16 protein-coding genes and 2 riboswitches are annotated in these 26277 nt (G+C 61.3%); of the genes, 9 read left to right on the forward strand and 7 right to left on the reverse strand.

Going from position 1 to position 26277, the window contains the following annotated elements; all coding sequences use genetic code 11:
• Window positions 1–176 precede the first annotated feature (176 nt).
• The 4 genes from ACQY47_RS02240 to cobW all read right to left on the reverse strand — a co-directional run bounded on the left by ACQY47_RS02240 (window position 177) and on the right by cobW (window position 6839).
• Window positions 177–779 (reverse strand): vWA domain-containing protein, encoded by a 603-nt coding sequence (locus ACQY47_RS02240; protein ID WP_099549150.1) that lies wholly within the window; start codon window positions 777–779, stop codon window positions 177–179.
• 53 nt (window positions 780–832) lie between these two features.
• Window positions 833–1831 (reverse strand): ATP-binding protein, encoded by a 999-nt coding sequence (locus ACQY47_RS02245; protein ID WP_428555217.1) that lies wholly within the window; start codon window positions 1829–1831, stop codon window positions 833–835.
• 181 nt (window positions 1832–2012) lie between these two features.
• Entirely contained in the window at window positions 2013–5774 is a 3762-nt protein-coding gene (cobN, locus tag ACQY47_RS02250; protein ID WP_428555220.1) for a cobaltochelatase subunit CobN, read from the reverse strand.
• Between the two features lie 3 nt (window positions 5775–5777).
• On the reverse strand, window positions 5778–6839 hold the full coding sequence (gene cobW / locus ACQY47_RS02255) for a cobalamin biosynthesis protein CobW (protein WP_017136909.1): 1062 nt from the start codon (window positions 6837–6839) through the stop codon (window positions 5778–5780).
• Window positions 6840–6931: 92 nt separating this feature from the next.
• Window positions 6932–7131, reverse strand: a riboswitch (cobalamin riboswitch).
• A 42-nt stretch (window positions 7132–7173) separates the two neighbouring features.
• Window positions 7174–7391: riboswitch (cobalamin riboswitch) on the forward strand.
• 97 nt (window positions 7392–7488) lie between these two features.
• Here cobW and ACQY47_RS02260 point away from each other — a divergent pair.
• The 4 genes from ACQY47_RS02260 (at window position 7489) to cobM (ending at window position 9595) form a co-directional block, all read left to right on the forward strand.
• Entirely contained in the window at window positions 7489–7677 is a 189-nt protein-coding gene (locus ACQY47_RS02260) for a CbtB domain-containing protein (protein WP_017136910.1), read from the forward strand.
• Window positions 7678–7688: 11 nt separating this feature from the next.
• Window positions 7689–8390 carry a CbtA family protein gene (locus ACQY47_RS02265; RefSeq protein WP_428555225.1) on the forward strand — a complete coding sequence of 234 codons (702 nt, stop codon included), beginning with the start codon at window positions 7689–7691 and terminating at the stop codon, window positions 8388–8390.
• Window positions 8387–8779: a cobalamin biosynthesis protein gene (locus ACQY47_RS02270; protein WP_169987820.1), complete on the forward strand. Its 393-nt coding sequence runs from the start codon at window positions 8387–8389 to the stop codon at window positions 8777–8779. The genes ACQY47_RS02265 and ACQY47_RS02270 overlap by 4 nt, the downstream gene beginning before the upstream one ends.
• 69 nt (window positions 8780–8848) lie before the next feature.
• Window positions 8849–9595 carry a precorrin-4 C(11)-methyltransferase gene (gene cobM / locus ACQY47_RS02275; RefSeq protein WP_428555228.1) on the forward strand — a complete coding sequence of 249 codons (747 nt, stop codon included), beginning with the start codon at window positions 8849–8851 and terminating at the stop codon, window positions 9593–9595.
• A gap of 195 nt (window positions 9596–9790) precedes the next feature.
• Here the strand turns inward: cobM and nfuA are convergent, their stop codons facing one another.
• A complete protein-coding gene (gene nfuA / locus ACQY47_RS02280; protein WP_017136914.1) occupies window positions 9791–10375 on the reverse strand; it encodes a Fe-S biogenesis protein NfuA in 585 nt (194 codons plus the stop codon).
• Between the two features lie 435 nt (window positions 10376–10810).
• Window positions 10811–13102, reverse strand: a complete 2292-nt coding sequence (locus ACQY47_RS02285) for a fatty acid cis/trans isomerase (RefSeq protein ID WP_428555231.1) — start codon at window positions 13100–13102, stop codon at window positions 10811–10813.
• A gap of 164 nt (window positions 13103–13266) precedes the next feature.
• Here ACQY47_RS02285 and metH point away from each other — a divergent pair, with 164 nt between their 5' ends.
• The 3 genes from metH (at window position 13267) to ACQY47_RS02300 (ending at window position 22520) form a co-directional block, all read left to right on the forward strand.
• Window positions 13267–16977: a methionine synthase gene (metH, locus tag ACQY47_RS02290; RefSeq protein WP_428555234.1), complete on the forward strand. Its 3711-nt coding sequence runs from the start codon at window positions 13267–13269 to the stop codon at window positions 16975–16977.
• Between the two features lie 369 nt (window positions 16978–17346).
• Window positions 17347–22176: a dermonecrotic toxin domain-containing protein gene (locus ACQY47_RS02295; protein WP_428555237.1), complete on the forward strand. Its 4830-nt coding sequence runs from the start codon at window positions 17347–17349 to the stop codon at window positions 22174–22176.
• Between the two features lie 125 nt (window positions 22177–22301).
• A complete protein-coding gene (locus ACQY47_RS02300; protein ID WP_017136917.1) occupies window positions 22302–22520 on the forward strand; it encodes a DUF2970 domain-containing protein in 219 nt (72 codons plus the stop codon).
• Here ACQY47_RS02300 and ACQY47_RS02305 read toward each other — a convergent pair.
• Complete coding sequence (locus ACQY47_RS02305; protein WP_169987678.1) at window positions 22517–23584, reverse strand: ABC transporter substrate-binding protein; 1068 nt, start codon at window positions 23582–23584, stop codon at window positions 22517–22519. The genes ACQY47_RS02300 and ACQY47_RS02305 overlap by 4 nt on opposite strands.
• A 422-nt stretch (window positions 23585–24006) precedes the next feature.
• Between ACQY47_RS02305 and ACQY47_RS02310 the strand changes: the two genes are divergently transcribed.
• Window positions 24007–25665 (forward strand): nitrite/sulfite reductase, encoded by a 1659-nt coding sequence (locus ACQY47_RS02310; RefSeq protein WP_017136919.1) that lies wholly within the window; start codon window positions 24007–24009, stop codon window positions 25663–25665.
• Window positions 25649–26143 (forward strand): DUF934 domain-containing protein, encoded by a 495-nt coding sequence (locus ACQY47_RS02315; protein WP_017136920.1) that lies wholly within the window; start codon window positions 25649–25651, stop codon window positions 26141–26143. Before ACQY47_RS02310 ends, ACQY47_RS02315 begins: the two co-directional genes overlap by 17 nt.
• Window positions 26144–26277: the final 134 nt, after the last annotated feature.

Consider the following 26277-nt stretch of genomic DNA (forward strand, 5'->3'; position numbering starts at 1 on the left):
TCCGTATTCAGCTGCCGTTTGAAGCGGGTGTGCTGGCGCCGGGAAAAAATCGCGGGCACAGCCGAGGGCCTGGAGTGGCGTCCGGCAGGCTTGGAAAATTAAGGGATTTGGCAGGCAGGGGGTGACATGGGAAGCGGGGACAAGCGGGAATCAGGCAGCGTTCAGTTTTATCAAGCCTACAAACTATCGATAGGCCGGTAGTCCAGATGCAGCTCAAGCGCCAGCTGTTTTGCGCGGCCGAGCCTGATCGGGCCACGCTCGATATCCACCAGTAGCCCAGGACAATCGAGCACGGGCAACCCAGCGATAGCCTTGAGCCGCCCATCGGTAATCACCAGCAGCCGCTGCTGCTCGGCCGGGTAACGCCGGCGGCGCGCGTGCAGCCATTGGCCAGCTTCGGACAACGCCGCCAGCAACGGTGTGCCGCCACCGGCGCCCAGCTGCGCCAGCCAGCCACTCAAGCCTTTGGCGGCCTTGAGCCCCTGCACCTGCCATTTAGGCGAGTGCCCGCTGGCGGTCAATAACGCCATGCGCGCCCGCTGCCGGTAGGCGTCGTCAAACAGCTGGGCGAGCAAGCCTTTGGCGTCGCTCAGCGCGCCATGGCGGCGGGTGGACGCCGAGGCATCGACAATCACCAGCCACAACTCATGGGCCGCGCGGCTGCGCAGGTGATAAAGCAGATCCTCACGGCACTGCGGCCGGCCACCGAGCAAGGTGCCCGGCCAATTGATCGCGCCACGCTGGGCGCTGCGTGCCTTGCCGTGCCTGCCATGTTCCAGTCGCCCTGCCTTGGGCCGGGCATCCGCCCCCGCGTCAGGTCGAGGGCGAATGCCTAGGGCTTTTTTGACCAGGCGGGCACTTCCCGGCGGGCGCCCGTGGGCAATGCGGGCGCGGGCATATCGCCCCACTGGCCCTGGCCGGGTGATGGGTCAGACGGTTTTGCAGCCTGGCCTGGATCGGGCGGGCTTGTCGACGGCGTTTGCGGTTGGCGGCGATGACGCAAGGCGAACTCGGCCACCGCTTCGATATCTTCCTCGGCGATGGCAGCCGCGCCGCGCCAGGCGGCATGGGCGCGCGCGCCGCGCAACCAGACCAGGTCGGCGCGCAAACCATCGACGCCGGCGGCAAAGCAACGCTCGGTGATCTGCGCCAGGGCCTGGTCGTCCAGTTCAATACTGTCGAGCCGCGTGCGCGCCTGGGTGCAACGTTCACGCAGCGCCGCCTGCGGTTCGGCCCATTGGCGGCAGAACGCCGCCGGGTTGCTGTCGAAATCCAGGCGGCGCCGGATGATCTGCCCGCGCTCGCTCGGCAAAGTCTGCCCGCTCAGCGCCACATTAAAGCCGAAACGGTCGAGCAGTTGCGGGCGCAACTCGCCCTCCTCCGGGTTCATGGTGCCGATCAGCACAAAACGCGCCGAATGGCGATGTGAGATGCCATCGCGCTCAATCAGGTTGGTGCCGCTGGCGGCCACATCCAACAGCAGGTCGACCAGGTGATCGGGCAGCAAGTTGACTTCATCGACATACAACACACCACCATCGGCCTTGGCCAATACGCCGGGGGAAAACTGCGCCCGGCCCTCGCCCAGCGCGGCGTCCAGGTCCAGAGTGCCGACCAGGCGCTCTTCGGTGGCGCCCAATGGCAGGGTGACAAACTGACCACTGGCGAGCAGGTCCGCGAGGCCACGCGCCAGGGTCGACTTGGCCATGCCACGCGGGCCTTCGATCAGCACACCGCCGATTTTCGGGTCGATGGCGGTCAGGCACAGCGCCAGTTTCAGGTCGTCGGCGCCGACCACGGCGGACAGCGGGAAATGGGGAATATCGGTCATACCTGCTCTCTTTAAATTCTGCTATTTCTTGTGGCGAGCGGGCTTGCCCCGCGTTGGGCTGCGAAGCAGCCCTAAATCCAAACGCCGCGTTCTTTCAGGAAAACCAGGTTGACCTTATTGGGGCCGCTACGCGGCCCAACGCGGGGCAAGCCCGCTCGCCACAGTGTGGGAATATCGGTCATCAGCTGTCTTCTTCTATGTCCAGCAACAGGTTTTCCAACGCCTCGCGATACGCGCCCGGCTCCTGCCACATGCCGCGTTGCTGGGCTTCGAGCATGCGTTCGGTCATGTCTCGCAATGCCGCCGGGTTGTGCTGCTGCACAAAAGCGCGGGTGTCGGCGTCGAGCAGGTAAGCGTCGGCAAGCAAGGCGTATTGGTGATCGTCGATCAATGCAGTGGTGGCGTCGAATGCGAACAAATTGTCCACCGTGGCCGCCATCTCGAATGCGCCTTTATAACCGTGGCGTTTCACCCCGTCGATCCACTTGGGGTTGGCGGCACGGGAGCGGATCACCCGGTTGAGCTCTTCCTTCAAGGTGCGGATCTTCGGCAGGTCCGGCTGGCTGTGGTCGCCATGGTAGCTGGAGGCTTTGTCGCCACTCAGGGTTTCCACGGCGGCGAGCATGCCGCCCTGGAATTGGTAGTAATCGTTGGAATCGAGCAGGTCGTGTTCGCGGTTGTCCTGGTTGTGCAACACCGCCTGTACCTGGCTCAGGCGCTGGGCGAATTGGTCGCGGGCGGCGGTGCCTTCGTCGGCACCCCCATAGGCGTAGCCGCCCCAGTTCAGATAGACCTCGGCCAGGTCTTCGCGGCTTTGCCACAGGCGACCGTCAATCGCGCCCTGCACACCCGCGCCATAGGCCCCGGGTTTGGCGCCAAAGATGCGCCAGCCGGCCTGCTTTGCCGCGGCCGCTTCATCCAGGCCCGACTCGAGCAACGCTTCACGCTCACTGCGCACCTTGGCCGCCAGCGGGTTCATGTCGTCTGGCTCATCCAGCGCCGCCACCGCCTGCACCGCCGCATCGAACAGGCGGATCAGGTTGGCGAACGCATCGCGGAAGAACCCGGACACGCGTAGCGTCACATCCACCCGTGGGCGATCCAACAAGCTGATCGGCAGGATTTCAAAGTCATCCACACGCTGGCTGCCGGTGGCCCATACCGGGCGCACGCCCATCAGCGCCATGGCCTGGGCGATATCGTCGCCGCCGGTGCGCATGGTGGCGGTGCCCCATACAGAGAGACCGAGCTGGCGCAGGTGGTCGCCGTGGTCTTGCAAGTGCCGCTCAAGGATCAGGTTGGCGGATTGAAAGCCGATGCGCCAGGCCGTGGTAGTGGGCAGGTTGCGCACATCCACGCTGAAGAAATTACGCCCGGTAGGCAGCACGTCGAGGCGGCCGCGACTTGGCGCACCGCTGGGGCCGGCAGGTACGAAACGGCCACTCAGGGCATCCAGCAGGCCGCGCATTTCGGCGGGGCCGCAGGCGTCCAGGCGCGGCGCGACAACAATGCGCAGGCTTTCTATGACCGACTTCACGTCTTCCCAACCGGGTTCTTCGAGCTGTTCGAGCGGCCCTTCCAGTGCCTGCTCGATCAGGCGCGCGGCATACAGTTCCAGGCGTTCACGGGTGTCGCCGGCGGTGCGCCACAGCTGCGCGTCGATCTTCTGTAACACCTCGGGACGGCGCCCGGTCCAGGGCTCGGACAGGGCACAATCGAGCGGGTCGAAACCCAGGTCGAAGGCTTTGGCCAACACCCGCAGCAGGCTCGATTGCGGGCCACGGCCATCGCCACGGGGAATGCGCAGCAAGGCCAGCAAGGTGTCGATGCGCAGGCGGCCTTCGGGCGACTCGCCAAAAATATGCAGGCCGTCGCGGATCTGCGACTCCTTCAAGTCGCACAGGTAGGTGTCCAGGCGCGGCAGCCAGACCGCCGCGTCGGCGTCGTTATCCAGCTCAAGTTCCTGGTCGATTCGGGTTTCGCGCACCAACTTGAGAATGTCTTTTTGCAGCTCGAGGGCACGGCGTGGGTCAAGCAACTGCGCTTCGTAATATTCGTCTGCCAACAGCTCCAGGTTACGCAGCGGGCCGTAGGTTTCGGCGCGGGTCAGCGGCGGCATCAGGTGGTCGATGATCACCGCCTGGGTGCGGCGCTTGGCCTGGGCGCCCTCGCCTGGGTCATTGACGATAAACGGGTAGATATTCGGCAACGGCCCGAGCAACGCATCCGGCCAGCAATGTTGCGAGAGCCCGACACCCTTGCCCGGCAGCCATTCAAGGTTGCCGTGCTTGCCTACATGGATCACACCATGGGCGCCGTAGGTGTGGCGCAACCAGAAGTAGAACGCCAGGTAGCCGTGGGGCGGCACCAGATCGGGGTCGTGGTACACCGCGCTGTGGTCCACCTGATAACCGCGTGCCGGCTGAATGCCGACAAAGGTCAGGCCCAGGCGCAGGCCGGCGATCATCATGCGCCCGTCGCGGCACATCGGGTCGGTGTGCGGCGCGCCCCAGCGCTCCAACACGGCCTGGCGATTGGCTTCGGGCAAGCGCTGGAACATCGCCTCGTAGGCGTCCAGGCTCAGGCTTTGATGGCACGGGCGCAGGTCGAGGCTGTCGAGGTCGTTGGTGACGCCGCCGAGCAATTCATGGATCAAGGCAGTGCCGCTGGCGGGCAACTCACTCGGCACCGGGTAACCTTCGGCTTGCAGCGCACGCAGGATATTCAGCGCCGCTGCCGGCGTATCCAGGCCCACGCCATTGCCGATGCGGCCGTCGCGGGTCGGGTAATTGGCCAGGATCAGCGCAATGCGTTTGTCGGCATTGGGTACTCGCGCCAGTTCAACCCAGCGCCGCGCCAGTTCAGCGACAAAATCCATGCGCTCCGGCGCTGCGCGGTAGCACACCACGTCGGATTGGCTGCGCTCGCTGCGCCAGGCTAAATCTTTAAAGCTGATGGGCCGGCTGATAATGCGCCCGTCCAGTTCCGGCAAGGCAATGTGCATGGCCAGGTCACGCGGGCCAAGGCCCTGTTCACTGGCCTCCCAACCGGGCTGATTGTCCTGGGCGCAGATCGCCTGGATCACCGGGATATTGCGGCGAAACGGCCGCAGGTGCGGGGCTTCCGGGCTGGATTGGGCAAAGCCGGTGGTGTTCAAAATCACCGCCGCCTGCACTTCATCCAGCAGGTCCTCGACCACCGTCAGGCAGCCGGGCTCTTTCAAACTGGCCACCGCCATCGGCAACGGGTTAAGACCCGCCGCCTGCAAGCGTTGGCAGAACACGTCGATAAAACCGGTATTGGCCGCCTGCAGGTGCGAGCGGTAGAACAACACCGCCGCCACCGGCCAGTCGGCGTGCCAATCGGCCTGCCAGTCGTTCAGCCGTGGGTGGGGTTTATGCGGGTGATAAATCGCCGTGCGCGCCAGGGTTTGCGGCTCGTCCCAGGCGTAATCGCGGCCCAGGTGGCTGCTGGCCAGGCAACGGTAGAAATCCAGCGCATTGCCCAAACCGCCCTGGCGCAGGAAGTGCCAGAGGCGGTCGCGCTCAGCCATGCCAACGGTGCTTAAGCCGCTGAGTTCCGGGTCGGGGCGATCATCGCCCGGCACCAGAATCAACTGCACGCCGCGCTCGGCCAACTCCACCAGGCGCTCGATGCCGTAGCGCCAATAACCGATGCCACCGTGCAGAGAAATCAGGATGACCTTGGCGTGGCGCAGCACCTCGTCGACGTAGAGGTCGACCGAGGCGTGGTTTTGCACCTGCATGGGGTTGGCCAGGCGAAAGCTGGGGTAGTCGACGGGCAACTGCTGGCCGGCCTCGGCCAACAGTGCAAGGCTGGAATCACCGCTGCACAGGATCACCAGCTCGGCAGGGGTTTGCCCAAGGTCGGCAATATTGTCGTCCGAAACGAAACCACCCGGCTGAGTCCTGAGCAGGTGCATGGGTTAAACGCTGAGCGCTGCGCGCAATTGCGCTTCGAGGCCCGCCGCATCCAGCTCCTGGCCGATCAGCACCAGGCGTGTGATGCGCGCTTCGTCGGCGCCCCAGGCGCGATCGAAATGTTTGTCAAAACGCGTGCCCACACCCTGGATCAGCAGGCGCATCGGCTTGTTCGGGATCGCCGCGAAGCCTTTGACGCGCAGGATGCCGTGTTGCACCACCAACTGGGTCAGGGCGTCGAGCAGCAGCGCTTCGTCCGCTTGCGGCAGGTCGATGGAGATGGAGTCGAACGCATCGTGGTCGTGATCGTCTTCACCTTCATGGTGATGATCGTGATGGCTGTGGCGGCCGTCGATGTGTTCTTCGGAACCCGCGCCCAGGCCGATCAGCACGTCCAATGGCAGGCGACCGCTGCTGGCTTCGATGATTTTTACGGCCGGCGGCAGTTCTTCGGCGACTTCCAGGCGCACGCGGGCCAGGTCTTCGGCGCTGATCAGGTCGGATTTGTTGAGGATCACCAGGTCGGCGCTGGCCAACTGGTCGGCAAACAGCTCGTGCAGCGGCGATTCGTGGTCCAGGTTCGGGTCGAGTTTGCGCTGGGCGTCAACCTGGTCCGGGAAGGCGGCGAAGGTGCCGGCAGCCACGGCCGGGCTGTCGACCACGGTGATTACCGCGTCAACCGTGCAGGCGCTGCGGATTTCCGGCCACTGGAAGGCTTGCACCAGCGGTTTTGGCAGGGCCAGGCCCGAGGTTTCAATAAGGATATGGTCGAGGTCGCCGCGACGTGCAACCAGCTCGCGCATCACCGGGAAGAACTCTTCCTGCACGGTGCAGCACAGGCAGCCGTTGGCCAGTTCGTAAACGCGGCCGTTGGCTTCTTCTTCGGTGCAACCGATGGAGCACTGTTTGAGGATCTCACCGTCGATGCCCAGTTCGCCGAATTCGTTGACGATCACGGCGATGCGACGGCCTTGAGCGTTGTCGAGCATATGGCGCAGCAAGGTGGTTTTACCCGAACCGAGGAAGCCGGTAACGATGGTGACGGGGAGTTTGGCCAGTGTTTTCATCGGATGCCCTTGGGGGCGGGCAGACGGGACGATAGACCCTGCGACGGCGCGCAGCAGCGGATTTCGTCACCGGATCACCCCGCCCGGTTAAGTAGAAAATCGGTTGCGAGGCAGGTCTCCTGGCTTGGGGCTTGCAGGTCTTGCGACCCGCGCTGGCTGCGCCTTCCCGCCGTTATGGCAGTGGCGTGGCAGGCAGCTGAACCCTTCACAGTTGCGGGGGCAGCCGCGGCTTGGACCGCGTTCCCTTCTTAGCTTCGGCGTGGGCCGAAGAACCTCGAAGGTGCAAGGCTACAGGGGCTCGCGGCATTTGACTACCGTCGCCCGCCCATGCTCTCCTACACATCTTGTTTCGGGTGCCCTTCACAGGGTGAAACGGGAAACCGGTGAGTCATCGCGTGATGACGAGTCCGGTGCTGCCCCCGCAACGGTAAGCGAGCGAAGCATCAAATCCACTGTGCCTGTGCATGGGAAGGAGATGCTTGATACGGCCCACCTCTTTTCCCAAGAGCGCCCCTCGTAAGCCCGGAGACCGGCCCGAAAAAATCAGATAACAAACCCGCGGTGGGCGGGCGCTGTTCAGAACCCTGCGTGCCTGCCTCGCGGGGTTTTCATGCGCCTGCGTCACCCTGAACCCCTGAAGGGACGCGCCATGTCGATCATCAGCAGCACTTCGCACACCGCCAGCAGCACCACTACCTTGAGCCAACGCCTGGGCGCCGCCATCGGCGCGTCGATCCTCGGCGCGTGCCTGGTGTACTTCGCCGGGTTCTCGCATATCGAAGCGGTACACAACGCCGCCCACGATACCCGCCACAGCGCCGCGTTCCCGTGCCACTGAGGCCTGCCGACATGATCAAGCGTATTGCCCAAACCGCAGGTTTCACTGGCCTGCTGGCCGCCCTGTTGCTGACCCTGCTGCAAAGCTTTTGGGTCGCCCCGCTGATTCTGCAGGCGGAAACCTTTGAAAATGCCCCGGCCGCCGAAGTGGTGCACGAACACGCCGCTGGCGCCGCAGCCCACACCCACGACGCCGAAGCCTGGGAGCCGGAAAATGGCTGGCAGCGTGTGCTGTCGACCACCGGCGGCAACCTGGTGGTAGCGGTCGGTTTCGCGCTGATGCTGGCCGGTCTCTACACCTTGCGCGCGCCGACCCGCACGGCTCAAGGGTTGCTCTGGGGCTTGGCCGGTTACGCGACGTTTGTACTGGCGCCCACCCTGGGGCTGCCGCCGGAGTTGCCGGGCACGGCTGCCGCCGACCTGGCGCAACGACAGATCTGGTGGATCGGCACGGCGGCCTCCACCGCCGCCGGTATCGCACTGCTGGTGTTTGGTCGTAGCTGGCTGCTCAAGGTGTTGGGCGTGGCGATCCTGGCCGTGCCCCACGTGATCGGCGCGCCGCAACCGCAAGTGCATTCGATGCTGGCACCCGAAGCCCTGGAAGCACAGTTCAAAATCGCCTCGCACCTGACTAACGTGGCCTTCTGGCTGGCCTTGGGCTGGATCAGCGCATGGCTGTTTCGCCGCAACCGCGACAGTCAATACTCGGCATGACACTGGTGGTCGGCCTGGGCTGCCAGCGCGGCTGTGATGTTCACACCCTGCTCGGCCTGTTTGACGCAGCCCTCGCCGACGGCGGCATTGAACGCCAACGCATCACCGCGTTGGCGAGCATTGATCGCAAACAGGCTGAACCCGGCCTGCTGGCCCTGGCCCGACTGCTGGAGCTGCCCTTGCAGTGTTTCAGTGCTGCACAATTGGCCGGTTATGAACAGCGCTTGAGCCACAAGTCAGCCGTCGCTTTTGCGCATACAGGTTGCTATGGCATCGCCGAAAGCGCCGCCCTGGCCCTGGCTGAACAGCTCTCCCAGCGCCCTGCCCGCCTGTTGATCACGCGCAAAAAAACCGCCCAGGCCACCTTTGCATTGGCGTGCGCCGACTAAAATCCCGATAATTGCCCTCCTCGATCATGAGCAACTTTCATGCTCGCCCGTTTTTCAACAGGAATTCCCATGACCGTCTACTTTATCGGCGCAGGCCCCGGCGACCCGGAATTGATCACCGTCAAGGGCCAGCGGCTGATCCGCAGTTGCCCGGTGATCATCTATGCCGGCTCCCTGGTGCCGGCAGCGGTATTGCAAGGTCATCAGGCTGAACAGGTAGTCAACAGCGCCGAATTGCACCTGGAACAGATCATTGAGCTGATCAAGGCAGCCCACGCCAACGACCAGGATGTGGCGCGCGTTCACTCCGGCGACCCGAGCCTGTATGGCGCGATTGGCGAGCAAATCCGTTATTTGCGTGAGTTGGGCATACCGTTCCAGATCATCCCTGGGGTGACTGCAGTGTCGGCTTGCGCCGCGTTGCTGGAAACAGAGCTGACCCTGCCGGACATCGCCCAGAGTGTGATCCTGACCCGTTATGCCGATAAAACCAGCATGCCGGCGGGTGAGGCATTCGACAGCTTGGCGCAGCATGGCACAACGATGGCGATTCACCTGGGGGTCAACCACCTGGAGAAAATCGTCGCCGAACTGCTGCCGCACTACGGCGCGGACTGCCCGATTGCCGTGGTACACCGCGCGACGTGGCCGGATCAGGATTGGGTGCTGGGCACGTTGGCGGATATTGCCGAGAAAGTAGCGGCCAAAGGGTTTCGGCGTACGGCGTTGATTGTGGTGGGCCGGGTGCTGGCCAGTGATGGTTTCAGCGAATCGTCGCTGTATCGGGCGGGCCATGCGCACCTATATCGCCCCTGAAGTGTGGGAGCTGGCTTGTCTGCGATAGCGGTGTGTCAGCCACCGGATTTGTTGGCTGATAGGCCGTCATCGCAGGCAAGCCAGCTCCCACAGTTGATCTACTTTGTTAAGTAGACTGCGTAACGCACTGAATTTTAAGCATAAAAAAACGGCGCTCACGGGGCGCCGTTTTTTTCTTCGCAGTGAACACCTTACTCAGTAGTAGGCGTTTTCTTTCTGCGTGTGGTCGGTCACGTCACGCACACCCTTGAGCTCCGGGATACGTTCGAGCAAGGTGCGCTCGATGCCTTCACGCAAGGTCACGTCGGCCTGGCCGCAGCCTTGGCAGCCGCCGCCGAACTTGAGCACGGCAATACCGTCTTCGACCACATCGATCAAGCTGACCTGACCGCCGTGGCTGGCCAGCCCAGGGTTGATCTCGGTTTGCAGGTAGTAGTTGATGCGCTCGTTGACCGGGCTGTCGGCGTTGACGTTCGGTACCTTGGCGTTGGGCGCCTTGATGGTCAACTGGCCGCCCATGCGATCGGTGGCGTAGTCGACCACGGCGTCATCGAGGAAGGCTTCGCTGAAGTTGTCGATGTACGCAGTGAAGCTTTTGAGCCCCAGGGCGGTGTCTTCAGGTTTCTCTTCCCCGGGCTTGCAGTAGGCGATGCAAGTCTCGGCGTACTGGGTGCCGGGCTGGGTGATAAAGACGCGGATGCCGATGCCTGGGGTGTTCTGCTTGGACAGCAGGTCAGCCAGGTAATCGTGGGCGGCGTCGGTAATGGTTATGGCAGTCATGGAAACTCCTCACAGGCTTGCTCGGAGTTTACGCCAAATTGTTACGCAGGTACAAAGTCCTAGTGTTTTTGTCGGGATAGTTTTTTGTTTGGGCGCGAGAGATGTGTTTATCCGTTATTTGGGTAACGGCTGAGTAGGGTTCCGCTCTTACAGCGGGTCACTTTTGTAAAGACCGGAGCAACAGCAACAGCAGAGCCATACCCGGTCAAAGGTGGGAGCTGGCTTGCCTGCGATGCAGACACCTCGGTGTATCAGGTACACAGAGTTGATGCCATCGCAGGCAAGCCAGCTCCCACAGAAAAGCAGCTCCCAGGTGTATGCGAATCCGCTTTTCGCTTTTGATCTAACCACTCAGGTCGGCTTTCAGGCCGCCGTCAGGGCGGAACCCTAAGCCGCCATTACCGCAACAACGGATATGCCCCCCCACCACCCCACTCACAAATTTTCATACCGATTCATATCCAGCACACCCTCTTCCACCGGCGTCGTCTCACGGATGTACTGCGACAGGTCGTGAAAGTATTGCCAGAACAGCGGATGACTGCGCCGCACACCCCACCGATCAACAATTTTCTCGAACCGCTTGGCATCCCTGGCGTTTTCCATAGCCGCCACAAACGCCGGCACTTCCTGCGCCGGGACGTTGAAGATGAAGTTCGGATAACTGCTAAGCACACCCGGATAGATCGTCACCGTATCCAAACCCGGCTGATAGCGATAAGCCTCGCCCAGCAGGAACGCCACATTACTGTGCGCGCGGTTACGCAGCAGGCTGTAGACCACGCGCTTGCCGCTGGCGGTCTCGATACGCAGCATGGTCGCCTCAGGCAACTGATCAATCACCTTGAGCCCCGCCGCCGGGCGTGATGTCAGCCGGCTCAATGCCTGCTCCGCGTCCTGCAACGCCGGGTCGATACCATCGCGCGAGCAATAAGCACCCGTGCAGCGGTTGATCGGATCCGGGCTGGCATTCAAATTGCCGTAACGCGTCAATAACTGGTTGGCAAAGTCACGTTTCGGGTCTTTTTCATCCAGATGCAAGCCGCTTGGCTTGTCGTCGTCAATCGCCTCGTAGTCCAGCCACAGCTTGAGCTTGCCGCTGTTCTGGTACCAATCATCCATAAAGTCATCGCGGGTATCGGCCGGCATCAGGCGCAGGAAGTTCTGCTCGGCGCCGTTGCGGATCAGGTCGAAATACAGCCGGGTCTGGGCCTGGTGCGACACATTGCCGAACACATCGAAATTCACCGCCAACTGGTAATAGGTGCGCTCCAGCAGCGGATAGTCGAACAACCACATCGTCTGCGGTACTTCGCCAATCAAGCCTTTGGTCACCGAAGCACTGTCGAAATGCCGGAAAATCGTCAGCAAGGCGTTGTCATTACCCGCCCACAAGGTCGACCAGCTCGGCGGCGGCACGTCCGCGTAGCTGTCACGGCGCAAGGCTTCGTATTGGTTGCGCTTGTCGCGATAGGCCAGCCACAGGCTCAGCACACTGCCCACGTCATCGTTCTGCCCCGGCATCGCCAGCAGCGGCGTAGCCTGGCCGCGATAGCGTGCATCGGTGATGTACAGGTCGTGGTCCGGGTCCTGGAACAGGGTCCAGAAGTTATCGCGAATCACGTCCGTGGCGATCTGACCACGACAGACCGGCCCGCGAATGAAGGTGCGTACAAAATACTCGGCGTTGTCGAGCATGAACTGGTAGCGCGCCTTGGCCGGGATGGCTTCGAAGGTTTCGAACGGGTTGGCACGACGACCGGGGCCATAGCCCGGCAAGGCACTCACCTGCCAGTCGCCGGAATAGAACAGGTCTTTGATCCGCGCCATTTTCGCCGCGCTGAACGGGTAAGTGATGTGGGTTTTATGCACGATCACGCCCTGCACCGGCCACAGGCGGTAATACACATGGGTACCTGGGTCATCGTTGGGTCGACGGGTGGCGATCAGGTCGATGGGCTGGCCACTTGGCGTGCGCGAACGCACCCATTGGAAGAAATGCCCCGGCTCACCGTTTTCGAAATAAATATGCGCCAGGTACAAATGCTCGTACAGCCAGCGCGCCACCAGGCTTTCACGGGCGCCAGGCTGGTTGAACAGGTTTTCCCACTGCTGTACTTGCAGGGCTTCCCTGGCACTTGGCGCCAGGCCTTGCTCGTCAATCGGCGCCCCGGAGGCGAGCCAGCGCTGCAAGGTTTGGTATTGCTGGTCGGTCAAACCGGTGACCGCCAGCGGCATGCCTTCCTTGGGATGGCTGCCGGCGTAAGCATTGAACTCGCCGGGCATGGCGCACATGTTTTGGCGGTTGAGGCCCAACACAATCTCATCGGGCAACTTGGCATTGGGTTGCAGCGGCGCGTTATGCCCCAGCTCCAGCATGCGCGCCATCAATGCGGCCTGGCTGCCTTGGGCGTCGAGTACCGAATAGAAGCCTTTTTGTTGCCAGGCCTGTTTGCCGAATGCGTCGTAGAACAAACGCGTGGTCGGCGTGGCCTGGCTGCGCTCGCCGTCATACACAGGGGTTTTGCTCGCGCCACGGGACGCACCCTCGGCGCTGCCCAGGTTCAATTGGCACGCGGAGTCGTAGCAGGCATGGCAGGCCACGCACTTTTCGGTGAAGATCGGCTGAATGTCGCGGGTATAGGAAATCGCCGGGGCGGGTCCGTTGGCCTGTGCAACGCAGGCGACCAGTGCCAGGACGGCGCTGGTGAGTAGACGAAGTGACATGTATCCGGTCCCGATTCAATGCGTGCGCTATAAGTGCTGGCAATTCTACCGGGCCAAGACCCGCACCAACATGAACGATATTCATGCAAAACCAGGACATGCTCTAAATCGGCACAGGTTTGTTATGATTCACGCCCTCCGAAATGCCTGACCAGAGTAGCCCCATGTCCGACCGTAGCGTTCGTCTGCAAGCCCTTCATCAAGCCCTCAAGGACCGAATCCTGATCCTCGACGGCGGTATGGGCACGATGATCCAGAGCTACAAGCTCGAAGAGCAGGATTATCGCGGCAAACGCTTCGCCGACTGGCCGAGTGACGTCAAGGGCAACAACGACCTGCTGGTACTTACCCGCCCGGACGTAATTGGCGGTATCGAAAAGGCTTACCTGGATGCCGGCGCCGACATTCTGGAAACCAACACCTTCAACGCCACGCGTATTTCCATGGCCGACTACGGCATGGAAGAACTGGCCTATGAACTGAACGTGGAAGGCGCACGCCTGGCGCGCAAGATCGCCGATGCCAAGACCCTGGAGAACCCGGCCAAGCCGCGTTTTGTCGCCGGCGTGCTTGGCCCGACCAGCCGCACCTGCTCGCTGTCGCCGGATGTGAACAACCCAGGCTACCGCAATGTGACCTTCGATGAACTGGTGGAAAACTACACCGAGGCCACCAAAGGCCTGATCGAAGGCGGCGCCGACCTGATCCTGATCGAGACCATCTTCGACACGCTCAACGCCAAGGCCGCGATCTTCGCCGTGCAAGGCGTGTTCGAGGAATTGAACGTCGAACTGCCGATCATGATTTCCGGCACCATCACCGACGCCTCCGGCCGTACCCTGTCGGGCCAGACCACCGAAGCGTTCTGGAACTCGGTGGCGCACGCCAAGCCGATTTCGGTCGGCCTCAACTGCGCCCTGGGCGCCAGCGAACTGCGCCCGTACCTGGAAGAGCTGTCGAACAAGGCCAACACCCATGTGTCGGCGCACCCGAACGCCGGCCTGCCCAACGAGTTCGGCGAGTACGACGAACTGCCGTCGCAAACCGCAAAAGTCATCGAAGAATTCGCCCAGAGCGGTTTCCTCAACATTGTCGGCGGCTGCTGCGGCACCACGCCGGGCCACATTGAGGCCATCGCCAAGGCGGTGGCCGGTTATGCGCCACGTGTTATTCCGGATATTCCCAAGGCCTGCCGCCTGTCGGGCCTGGAGCCGTTCACCATTGATCGCAGCTCGTTGTTCGTCAACGTCGGCGAGCGTACCAACATCACCGGTTCCGCCAAGTTCGCCCGGCTGATCCGTGAAGACAACTACACCGAAGCCCTGGAAGTCGCCTTGCAACAGGTGGAAGCCGGCGCGCAGGTGATCGACATCAACATGGACGAGGGCATGCTCGATTCGAAGAAGGCCATGGTGACCTTCCTCAACCTGATTGCCGGCGAGCCGGACATCTCCCGTGTGCCGATCATGATCGACTCCTCCAAGTGGGACGTGATCGAAGCCGGCCTCAAGTGCATCCAGGGCAAGGGCATCGTCAACTCGATCAGCATGAAAGAAGGCGTCGAGCAGTTCATCCACCACGCCAAGCTGTGCAAGCGGTATGGCGCAGCGGTGGTGGTGATGGCCTTCGACGAAGCCGGCCAGGCCGACACCGAAGCGCGCAAAAAAGAGATCTGCAAACGTTCCTACGACATTCTGGTGAATGAAGTCGGCTTTCCGCCGGAAGACATCATTTTCGACCCGAACATCTTCGCGGTCGCCACCGGCATCGAAGAGCACAACAACTACGCCGTCGATTTCATCAACGCCTGTGCCTACATCCGCGACGAGCTGCCGTATGCGCTGACCTCCGGTGGCGTGTCCAACGTGTCGTTCTCGTTCCGCGGCAACAACCCGGTGCGTGAAGCGATCCACTCGGTGTTCCTGCTGTATGCGATCCGCAACGGCCTGACCATGGGCATCGTCAACGCCGGCCAGCTGGAGATCTACGACCAGATCCCGGCGGAGCTGCGTGACGCGGTGGAAGACGTGGTGCTTAACCGCACGCCGGAAGGCACCGACGCCCTGCTGGCGATTGCCGACAAGTACAAGGGCGACGGCAGCGTCAAGGAAGCCGAGACCGAGGAATGGCGCGGCTGGGACGTCAACAAGCGCCTGGAGCACGCGCTGGTCAAGGGCATCACCACGCATATCGTCGAAGACACCGAAGAATCGCGCCAGTCGTTCGCACGCCCGATCGAAGTGATCGAAGGCCCGCTGATGTCCGGCATGAACATCGTCGGCGACCTGTTCGGCGCCGGCAAGATGTTCCTGCCTCAAGTGGTTAAATCAGCCCGGGTGATGAAGCAGGCCGTGGCGCACTTGATTCCGTTTATCGAGCTGGAAAAAGGTGACAAGCCGGAGGCCAAGGGCAAGATCCTGATGGCCACGGTCAAGGGCGACGTGCATGACATCGGCAAAAACATTGTCGGCGTGGTGCTCGGTTGCAACGGCTATGACATCGTGGACCTGGGTGTGATGGTGCCTGCGGAAAAAATCCTGCAGGTGGCCAAGGAACAGAAGTGCGACATCATTGGCCTCTCCGGCCTGATCACGCCGTCCCTGGATGAAATGGTGCACGTGGCCCGTGAGATGCAGCGCCAGGACTTCCACCTGCCATTGATGATCGGCGGCGCCACCACTTCCAAGGCGCACACGGCAGTGAAAATCGAGCCCAAGTACAGCAACGACGCGGTGATCTACGTCACCGACGCCTCGCGTGCCGTGGGTGTGGCCACGCAGTTGCTGTCCAAGGAGCTGAAGGCCGGTTTTGTCGAAAAGACCCGCCTGGAATACATCGACGTGCGCGAACGTACTGCCAACCGCAGTGCGCGCACCGAGCGCCTGAGCTATCCGGCCGCCATCGCCAAGAAGCCGCAGTTCGACTGGAGCAGCTACACGCCGGTCAAACCAACCTTCACCGGCTCCAGGGTGCTGGACAATATCGACCTCAGGGTGCTGGCCGAATACATCGACTGGACGCCGTTCTTTATCTCCTGGGACCTGGCCGGCAAGTTCCCGCGCATCCTCGAAGACGAAGTGGTCGGTGAAGCCGCTACTGCGCTGTATGCCGATGCCCAGGAAATGCTCAACAAGCTGATCGACGAAAAGCTCATCAGCGCCCGCGCCGTGTTCGGTTTCTGGCCGACCAACCAGGTGCAGGACGATGACTTGGAGGTGTATGGCGACGATGGCCAGCCGATTGCCAGGCTGCACCACCTGCGCCAGCAGATCATCAAGACCGACGGCAAGCCGAACTTCTCCCTGGCCGACTTCGTCGCGCCTAAAGACAGCGGCGTGACCGACTACATCGGTGGTTTTATCACCACCGCAGGCATCGGCGCCGAAGAAGTCGCCAAGGCTTATCAAGACGCTGGCGACGACTACAACTCGATCATGGTCAAAGCCCTGGCCGATCGCCTGGCCGAGGCCTGCACCGAATGGCTGCACCAGCAAGTGCGTAAAGAACACTGGGGTTACGCCCGGGACGAACAGCTCGATAACGAGGCACTGATCAAAGAGCAATACACCGGTATCCGCCCTGCCCCCGGCTACCCGGCATGCCCGGACCACACCGAGAAAGCCCAACTGTTCCAACTGTTGGACCCCGAGGCCCAGGAAATGCACGCCGGGCGCAGTGGTGTATTCCTTACCGAGCACTACGCCATGTTCCCGGCGGCGGCCGTCAGCGGCTGGTACTTCGCCCACCCGCAGGCGCAGTACTTTGCCGTGGGCAAGATCGACAAAGACCAGGTCGCCAGCTACACCGCGCGCAAAGGCCAGGACCTCAGCGTGACGGAGCGCTGGCTGGCGCCGAACCTGGGGTATGACAACTGAGGTCAATCAGCGGGCATACCATTCGACCCAGGTAATGGTCATCTCAGGGACGTGATGACCGACCGGTTGAGGTGAAAGCGGACATTGCACCAGCCCCCGGCTGACTGCCTGCCAGACGCTGATGCGCCGTGCGGCATACCTCCATCAATTTCTGTTTGCGGGCCATAAGCTTTTCGACTCGAACCGCCCGAGCGCTTCATAGTCCAGCTGGTGGCTATTGGCGTCCGAGCGGTAGATGACTGGTGTATGCCAGGATGTGCCGCTCGCCTAGGGTGGTACAGCGCGTCGGTGGTACTCCTGTAACGCCATCACCGCGACCAAATCCGATTTCCTGTTGCTTCCCCATCAAACAGGCAAAAGGATTTCATCATGCCCACCCCGAGTTCCTCCACGGCCCAGAGCCAGCTACCCGCCCAGGCCATCCATGCGCATTTCGCTACGCGCCCGGCCTTGTATTCCGTGGTGCTCAATGCCCTGCGCAGCCGCATCCTGGAGCGCTATCCGACACTCAAACTGGACCTGTCCACGCTTAAGCTGGCTATTCCACACCCGGACGGTGTGTACACCTACAGACCGCTGATGGAAATCGCCATCGCCCATGTGCTCAACCCGCAGTTGCTCGACCTGCAGCCCAAACGCGAGCTGGCGTACTATCTGACGCAACAGATCCCCACGATCCTCAAGCCTGATGCCCCGACGCTGATCGACATGCAGGCAATCGCAAGCATCATTGATGACCTGCCCGAATCGATTCACCTGTATTTCCAGGCGGCGCTGGCCGACTATTGGAGCGAAACCGACAGCCATGGCAGCAGTCGCTGGCAGTGGCTGGGCGAGTTTCTCAACGGCCGGATGACCGCGAGTGCCACGAGCGGATCGAGCTTGAACCCGACCCAGCAGGACATGCTCAGGGTCGTCGCCACCTGGCCGGCACAGACCGAGCGTCTCCCCAAATCTTCGCCCGCCACTTATGTTTATTTTGTTGAGAACACACTCGTCAATGCCGACCAGGAAGTTCGCCTGCTGACACCCGACCTGCTGCTGGTGCGCGACAAGCAGGTGCTGCTGTACAGCGTGGCCGGGGATATTCAGGTGTTTGACGGCCTGGATGAATTCGGCCAGGCCTGGGCAACCAGCATGCAGACGCGGTTCCAGTTCGACAGCCTCACCTGGCGACGCAATGAACCCGATGGCAACGTGTTCGAGCAACAGGCCGGCCTGATCCTCAATCAGCAACTGGAAGACCTGGCGACGTTGAAGTTTCAGGGCCAGGACGAAGTAACCCTTGGGCGACGCCTGGAAAAACTCACCGATCCGGCGCTGCTGTTTACCCAGGTGCCGACAGCCGCAACGGCGACCTTGCAAAAGGTCGATGAGCACCTGCCACCGTGGCTCGCTCAAGCCAACGACGCTGACCGCTTTGCCTACCATCGCCACCTGCAAGACATGGCACAGGTGATGCGGCAAAACCTGGGTCAGGCGTTCAATGAGGGCATAGAAAACATCTACAGCTTCAGTCGCGATGCGTTGCGCAAGCAGATGCAAACCGATCATGGCAACTGCGACCCCGATGAGGTGGTGCTGGACTTTGCCGTGGCTGCCGGCTACCCAGGCGGCGCTGGCATTATCGAGCATGTGCGCATGTCGCTGACGGAACTGGCGCTGAAGAACCTCGCCGGCAAGCCAAAAGGCACACTCACGCTGTTTTCCAAAAATGCAACGCCTCTTCCAAGCTGGCTCAACGCGGACTATCTGTTGGGCAGTACCGGGCTGATCCAGCGCGTCGATATCGGCACCATGTACCCGCAAAAAATCAAAGACACCTTGTTGTCCGACACGGTTGACGCACGGCGCCGGGAAACCCTGTTTACCCGTGAACTCAAGGTCAAGCTGCCGATGCAGGCACTGGAATACAAGATCCGCGGGCAGCATGGCGTCACCGTCACCGGTTATCGCTACGTGAAGGCGTTGATGGGCGAGATGCCCTCGGACAGGGTCGTCGACGAGCAGGAGATTGTTTTGCGCCCATTGGCCCTGTGCCGCAAACCCGGCGCTGCGCCAGATGAGGTCAATAATGCGTTTATTATCGAACCGCGTGATGCGCGTGTCGGCCCGCACCTGCTGTACCAGCCGCTGTATGCCGACGCCCTGCATGAATACCCGACCCGCCAGGCCCTGCTCGACGCACTGGCCGCACCCGGCGCGCTGCAAGACACAGTGCTGGCGTGGCTGAGCGACAAGGTCCGCCCCATCTACGAGCACGGCGGCATCAAGGAACCGCACATCATTCGCTTCCTGCCTGGGGACGAATTCAGCCTCCCTGAAAATCCGGCACCTGCGACCCTGGCCGTGGATGAAGGGGCAGGCGAATGGCTGCAATCGCAAGTCAACGGTCAACTGCTCAATCATCTGTTCGGCAGCACGGCACGGGCCCTGGTCGACCTGGCGGACCGCGAGTCGGTGTCCAACCATGAAAGCCGCTGGGCCGTGGTGATGGAAGGCGCGTGGCTGCTGTTCAATACCCTGCTGTTACCGCTGGTGCAGGGCCCGGCCATGCTGGCCGGCTGGTTCCTGGTGCTGGTCAGCAGCCTGGAGCAGGACTTGGCCGGCCTGGACAGCGATGACCCCACCACCCGCGAGCTGGCACTGATCGATCTGTTGCTCAACACCGCGATGGTGCTGCTGCACGCCACTGCTCCTTCCGATCGATCTCGACAGCCGCTGTCGGAGCCTTCCGCGCAGGAGCACGCCCTGCAACTGGAAACGTGGCGACGCCCGATGGGACTGCCCGCTGCGCAAGAACCGCGCATAGTGCGCCATGGCCCAGTATCGCTGCCAGGTGAACCACCGGCGACCGGCCACACAGCCTTGGATTTCGCCCACTCGATTGCCAGCCCTCAAGCCGGTGCCAAGTTGCTCAAAGCGTTGCTCGATGTGCAGGTGCCGTGGCCCACCCCGCTACCCTCCGCGCTACCACACGGAGTTCTCAAAGGGCTGTACTGGATTGACGGCAAGTGGCACGCCAGCGTCGGTGGATTGTTGTTTCAGGTGAACGTGGTGCCGGGCTTTAACGAGGTCTATCTGGTGCATCCGGACCATCCCCAGCATCCCGGCTTCAAGCTGGTCAGCGATGGGCAAGGGCATTGGCGGCTGGACCGGCGTGCCAGGCTGGAGGGCGGCATGCCCAGACAAAGAGTGGCTGCGTTAATCGATCGCAAGAAACAACGGCTGGCACAACTGAACCCAATGCTGGAAGTTCATAGCCGTGAATTAACGCCGATGGCGAACCATCTGCAGCAGCTTCTTCAAGCCGTGAGCATGGCGCGCACTCAATTGGCTGAACAGAAACTCGCCCTCAGAAAGGACTGGGAAATGCTCAACAACCCCGGACTGTTGCCGGCATTGCAACCCCGGATCGCCGAGCGCCATGCGCAACGCCAACGCTCCACGGCGCGCGCCAGAGTTCAATGGGATATCGCCGTCGACAATTACCGCACAAATGCGCAGGGGCTTCTAACCGGGCTGCAACAGAGCGAAGCCATGGCGACGGAAATGATGGAGCTGGACAGAACAGAGCCAACATACAAAGAGGCACGCGATAACGCGACGACGAATATTTACAAGCACTGGTTGGCGACCTATGCGAACCAGCATCAAAAAATCGGCTACACGCTGGAGACCCCGAGCGGCGAAAGCTTTTCAGCGTTGCTCAAACGTATCGACAGGGAGCTGCCCAACAACATCACTGATGGCTATGACGAATTTATCAGCGCCGCAACGCAGCGACTGGAGGCGCTCAATGAACTGCTCGAGAGCGCAGAAAAATGCGAAGCCATCATGCAACAAGCCAGCCCGGCACTGCGTGAAAGCTTGTTGAAAGAACATCCGGAAAACCAAAACATTTCCTCGCTCGTCATCAAGCAGCACATCCTGTTATCGCTGGTCGAGGTGCTGCTCAATCGCGCGCTTGACGCCGATAAACCCCAAGAGCGTCCGTTCCTGGAACTCCTAGCCGACCGCCAAATCTACGCTACTGTCAACGCACACACCGAAATGCGCACGACTGCCGGTTACTCCGAGACTGAGCAAATCAACGTACTCAAGGATGTGCTGCAGCGTTATGAAAGCCTGGAAAACGCCGTTCTCTCGCTGACGGACATGGGCTGTGCGCTGCTGCGAGAGCAGTACCGCGCGCCATTTGTGCAGCAACTGAGCGAGGCCCGCACCAGCCTCGAAGCGCAATTGGCCAACTTGATCCTGGTTGAAGAACGACTGGCCCCCAGGCCCGCCCGCGACAAAGCCAAGCGACAAAAACCGGCCAGCCGACGGGTCATCAAAACCGCCGACAAGAAAAGCCTGGTCGGCGACGTGCGTACCGGCCAGGCTGATGAACCGGGCAATTACGTCGACATTGTCGACACGCTTACCGGCGCCATCGTCGCTACGTACCACGAACACGCCAGCGAAGGCGTGTGGAAAATCGTCGAGCCCGCAAGCGTGCCGACCAAAGCGCCCACGCCCGCGGCTCGCCCATTGAGAAGAATCAGGGCAGATGCCCAAGCCATCAAGGCTCAGCGCGCAGGCATTGATGCCAGCATTCGCTTCCAGCAGCGCAAACTGTTGGAGCCCAGTCAACGTGAGGAAGTCGATCCCCATGATTGGGATGTAATGTTGAGCCAGCACGCGGCCAAATTCGAAGCACTTGCCGAGGAACTCAAAAGCGCGACCGACGAACCCGCCATTGACTTGAGGAATAGCTACCGCGAAGAGGCCAGAGCCGCAACAGCCCAGGCTCGGCAGCTGTGCGCCGAAGGTTACCTGCTGCAACGCCCCAAAGCCGCTAAGGTCGACTATCTGCACACTCATGGTTTTGTCGACATCAACCTGGTGAAAAAACGCGTGCCGCTGAAGGCCGGCGACTACCTCACCGAATATGTCATACGCGACAAGCGCAAAATCAAGCCCGGGCAACGGTCGGAAGATGCGGACCTGTGGTTCGCGCATTTCCATTACCGATCCGTCGAGTCGCCGGCATCAAAACCTGACTTCGGCCACTTGAAGACCCCGGTGGAGCGGCGCTTTACCCGCAAGGAACTGATTGATCAAGCCAGGGCAAACAACCGCGCCGTGATCAACCTGGACAAGGCCCTGATTGAGGCGCCGCTGGATCAGAAACTGTTCTTGATCCTGGAAGTGTAAGGTTGTTCTGATCGTTCCCTCCCGTGGGAACGATCAAAAAGCAGAGTTCAGAGGGATGATACAAGCCAGTCGCGGGCTGCCCGATTGTCTATGCTCTGTAGGACAGCCTTGCCGACGAGGGATTTATGAACGATCCAGCCAACAACAAGCCGCCGACCTTCTGGCAGATGCTGCACAGCATCATGGCAGCGGCCTTCGGTGTACAAAGCGGCAAAAACCGCGCTCGAGATTTCACCCATGGCAAACCCAGTCATTTTGTCGTACTGGGTATTGTATTTACGGCGGTGTTTGCGCTGACGTTATTTGGCATCGTCAAGCTGGTACTGCACCTGGCCGGGGTTTAATGCAATAGCAGTTGCAGGCTGAACGGGTAACGGTAGGACGCGGGCTTACCCACGGCTGACAGTGCGCGGAAATCCACCGCAGGCATTGGCCCTGACAAACGTTTTGATTGGTTGGCGTCAATCAGCTGGAATAACGCCTCTTTACGGTCACGCCCGCCGTAGGCGCCAATATCAAGCCCTTTGGCGTCATCATTGATCAGCACCATCGCCCAGCCACCCAGGGTGAAATGCCCTGCGACCAAAGTACTCAGGCGCCCATCCAGGCGTGCCTTGAGGATGTCGGGCGAGCTATTGATCGCGCTGAACAGCGCGTCCTTGCCCGGCACACGGCCGCTGTCTTGCAGCGCCTGCATGGCGCCCAATGCCATCTCATCATTGGCCGACCACACCAGCGCCGTCTGTGGGTAGCGTTTGAACAGTTGCGTGGCTTGTTCAAAGGCGCGCTGGCGGCTCCACTCGCCGTAGACCAACTGGCGCAGGCGCACTTCGGGGTGTTCGGCCAAGGCGCGGTGCAACCCTTGTTCACGCAACTGTGCGGCTGGCGTGTTCTTGGCGCCGGAAAACGCCAGCAGGTCCAACGAAGTGCCCGGCGTCACCGGGCCGTGGTTGCGCAACAAATCGGTGAGCATCAGGTAACCGGCTTGCTCGTCGTCGGCCACCAGGCTGCCGATCCAGCGGGCATCTTTATGCGCATCGAGCAATTGCACCTGATCGGCGGTCAGTGCGTTATTCACGATCAGCAACTTGACCCCACTGCCCTGGGCCAAGCGCAATATCTGCGGGGCGACGTATTGCTCGTTGACCAGCACCAGGTAATCGGGCCGCTCGCTGCCTTGCAGTGCTTCGCGGGCCTGGGCCAAGGTGTTAGCGGCGCTGCGCTCGGAATAACGCACGCGCAAATCCAGGCCGAGGTCCTTGGCAGCGGCCTGCATAAATTGCGCATAGCTGACCCAGAAGCTTTCAGCGGACGTGCCCGGGTTGAGAAACACCACTGAGGTTGCCTGGGCCATCGCCCCATAGGCCACGCCCAGCAACCCCACACACGCAATCAGAACCTTCAGCATGGTTGTTTGTGCCTCGAATGTTGATCGCCATCATAATGGCAATGAGACAGTCAATCGAGGTTCAATCAACCTTCTTTATTGGTGGCTAACCCAGAACACGGCGGTTCCAACCACCAAAATTATCAGAAACAGAATGGCCCAGGCATCAACGGTACTGTCAGGTTTACGTGCTTTGGTTGAATTGCTCATCGCATCGCCTCTTGTCGGTTTTATAGGTGATTGCACTAAGACTCGACGACAGTAAAGATCATGATTGCCCGCATGACAAATGTGGGTATCGCGATAACGGTTCTCATTAGTCAATTTGGTTATTTACATATACTCAAACATCACTTTTGCGCATAAACGCAAACTGGTATCGTGCGCCGGCTCCGTTGGGAGTGCGCGGCCGTGCGCGCAGATTTGCCGAGAACAGGACCTATATGTACGTATACGACGAATACGATCAGCGCATCATCGAGGACCGCGTCAAGCAGTTCCGTGATCAGACCCGACGCTACCTAGCAGGTGAACTGAGCGAAGAAGAGTTCCGCCCTCTGCGCCTGCAAAATGGCCTTTATGTTCAGCGCTTTGCGCCGATGCTGCGGGTTGCCGTGCCTTATGGCCAACTGACTTCGCGCCAGACGCGCATGATGGCCAAGATTGCCCGCGACTTCGACAAAGGCTACGCCCACATCAGTACCCGCCAGAACGTACAGTTCAACTGGCCGGCACTGGAAGACGTGCCGGACATCCTGGCTGAGCTGGCCACCGTGCAGATGCACGCCATTCAGACCAGTGGTAACTGCCTGCGCAACGTGACCACCGACCAATTTGCCGGCGTTGCCGCTGACGAGCTGATCGACCCACGCCCGTGGTGCGAAATCGTGCGCCAGTGGACCACCTTCCACCCGGAATTCGCCTACCTGCCGCGCAAGTTCAAGATCGCCATCAATGGCTCGACCTCGGACCGCGCAGCGATCGAAGTGCATGATATTGGCCTTGAGCCCGTGCACAACGCCGCCGGCGAGTTGGGTTTCCGTGTGCTGGTCGGTGGCGGCCTGGGCCGTACACCAGTAGTCGGTGCGTTCATCAATGAGTTCCTGCCGTGGCAGGACCTGTTGAGTTACCTCGACGCCATCCTGCGGGTATACAACCGCTATGGCCGTCGTGACAACAAGTACAAGGCCCGGATCAAGATCCTGGTCAAAGCGCTGACCCCTGAGGTATTTGCCCAGAAGGTCGACGCCGAGATGGAACACCTGCGCGGCGGCCAGACCACCCTGACCGAAGCCGAAGTACACCGTGTAGCCAAGCACTTCGTCGACCCTGAGTACAAAGCCCTGAGCAATCAGGACGCCGAACTGGCTGCCCTCGACCAGCAACACCCAGGTTTCGCCCGCTGGCGCACGCGCAACACCCTGGCGCACAAAAAGCCGGGCTATGTGGCCGTGACCCTGTCGCTCAAGCCAACCGGTGTTGCCCCGGGCGATATAACCGACAAACAGCTGGACGCCGTCGCCGATCTGGCCGAACGCTACAGCTTCGGCCAACTGCGCACCTCCCACGAGCAGAACATCATCCTCGCGGACGTCGAGCAGAGCCAACTGTTCACCCTGTGGGGCGAACTGCGCGAAGGCGGTTTTGCCACGCCGAACATCGGCCTGCTGACCGACATCATCTGCTGCCCGGGTGGCGACTTCTGCTCCCTGGCCAACGCCAAGTCGATCCCGATTGCCGAATCGATCCAGCGCCGTTTCGACGACCTGGACTACCTGTTCGACATCGGCGAGCTGGACCTGAACATCTCCGGTTGCATGAACGCCTGTGGTCACCACCACGTCGGCCACATCGGCATCCTGGGCGTGGACAAGAAAGGCGAAGAATTCTACCAAGTGTCCCTGGGTGGCAGCGCCAGCCGCGATGCGAGCCTGGGCAAGATCCTCGGCCCGTCCTTCGCCCAGGAAGCCATGCCTGAGGTGATCGGCAAGCTGATCGACGTGTACATCGAACAGCGTACCGAAGATGAGCGTTTCATCGACACCTACCAGCGCATTGGCATCGACCTGTTCAAGGAGCGCGTCTATGCAGCGAATCATTAAGAACAACGAAGTCCTCGACGAAACCTGGCACCTGCTGCCCAAGGACGCGAGCTTCGACGGCATCTCCAACTGTGACGACCTGATCGTGCCGCTGGCCCTGTGGCGTGAACACGGGCACGCCCTCAAGGCCCGCGACGGCGGCCTGGGTGTGTGGCTGGACGCCGACGAGGAAGCCGAAGAGATCGGCGACGACGTGCAGCACTTCCAGGTCATCGCCCTGAACTTCCCGGCCTTCACCGACGGGCGCAACTATTCCAACGCGCGCCTGCTGCGTGACCGTTATGGTTACAAGGGCGAACTGCGTGCGATTGGCGATGTGCTGCGCGACCAGCTGTTCTACCTGCGCCGTTGCGGGTTCGATGCCTTCGCCCTGCGCGCCGACAAAGACCCGTATGAAGCGCTGGAAAGCCTCAAGGACTTCTCGGTCACGTACCAGGCTGCCACGGATGAACCGTTGCCGCTGTTCCGTCGCCGCTGAGCCTGCTGCTGTGAAAAACCCTGGCTTGCCAGGGTTTTTTTATGGGCGGCGTTTAGTCGGCCCCATGACGCAATCTTCACATTTAAGGGTGAACATCCGCGGTGTTCGAACTGTCCTCTACTGATCAGCAGCCT

The organism is Pseudomonas edaphica (assembly GCF_965277385.1).
GTDB classification, from domain to species: domain Bacteria; phylum Pseudomonadota; class Gammaproteobacteria; order Pseudomonadales; family Pseudomonadaceae; genus Aquipseudomonas; species Aquipseudomonas edaphica.

Coding starts and splice junctions, on each gene's coding strand:
- ACQY47_RS02245 (WP_428555217.1), bottom strand. CDS start 1,831: ATGACCGATATTCCCCATTTCCCGCTGTCCGCCGTGGTCGGCGCCGAC.
- cobN (WP_428555220.1), bottom strand. CDS start 5,774: ATGCACCTGCTCAGGACTCAGCCGGGTGGTTTCGTTTCGGACGACAAT.
- cobW (WP_017136909.1), bottom strand. CDS start 6,839: ATGAAAACACTGGCCAAACTCCCCGTCACCATCGTTACCGGCTTCCTC.
- ACQY47_RS02260 (WP_017136910.1), top strand. CDS start 7,489: ATGTCGATCATCAGCAGCACTTCGCACACCGCCAGCAGCACCACTACC.
- ACQY47_RS02265 (WP_428555225.1), top strand. CDS start 7,689: ATGATCAAGCGTATTGCCCAAACCGCAGGTTTCACTGGCCTGCTGGCC.
- ACQY47_RS02270 (WP_169987820.1), top strand. CDS start 8,387: ATGACACTGGTGGTCGGCCTGGGCTGCCAGCGCGGCTGTGATGTTCAC.
- cobM (WP_428555228.1), top strand. CDS start 8,849: ATGACCGTCTACTTTATCGGCGCAGGCCCCGGCGACCCGGAATTGATC.
- nfuA (WP_017136914.1), bottom strand. CDS start 10,375: ATGACTGCCATAACCATTACCGACGCCGCCCACGATTACCTGGCTGAC.
- ACQY47_RS02285 (WP_428555231.1), bottom strand. CDS start 13,102: ATGTCACTTCGTCTACTCACCAGCGCCGTCCTGGCACTGGTCGCCTGC.
- metH (WP_428555234.1), top strand. CDS start 13,267: ATGTCCGACCGTAGCGTTCGTCTGCAAGCCCTTCATCAAGCCCTCAAG.
- ACQY47_RS02295 (WP_428555237.1), top strand. CDS start 17,347: ATGCCCACCCCGAGTTCCTCCACGGCCCAGAGCCAGCTACCCGCCCAG.
- ACQY47_RS02300 (WP_017136917.1), top strand. CDS start 22,302: ATGAACGATCCAGCCAACAACAAGCCGCCGACCTTCTGGCAGATGCTG.
- ACQY47_RS02305 (WP_169987678.1), bottom strand. CDS start 23,584: ATGCTGAAGGTTCTGATTGCGTGTGTGGGGTTGCTGGGCGTGGCCTAT.
- ACQY47_RS02310 (WP_017136919.1), top strand. CDS start 24,007: ATGTACGTATACGACGAATACGATCAGCGCATCATCGAGGACCGCGTC.
- ACQY47_RS02315 (WP_017136920.1), top strand. CDS start 25,649: ATGCAGCGAATCATTAAGAACAACGAAGTCCTCGACGAAACCTGGCAC.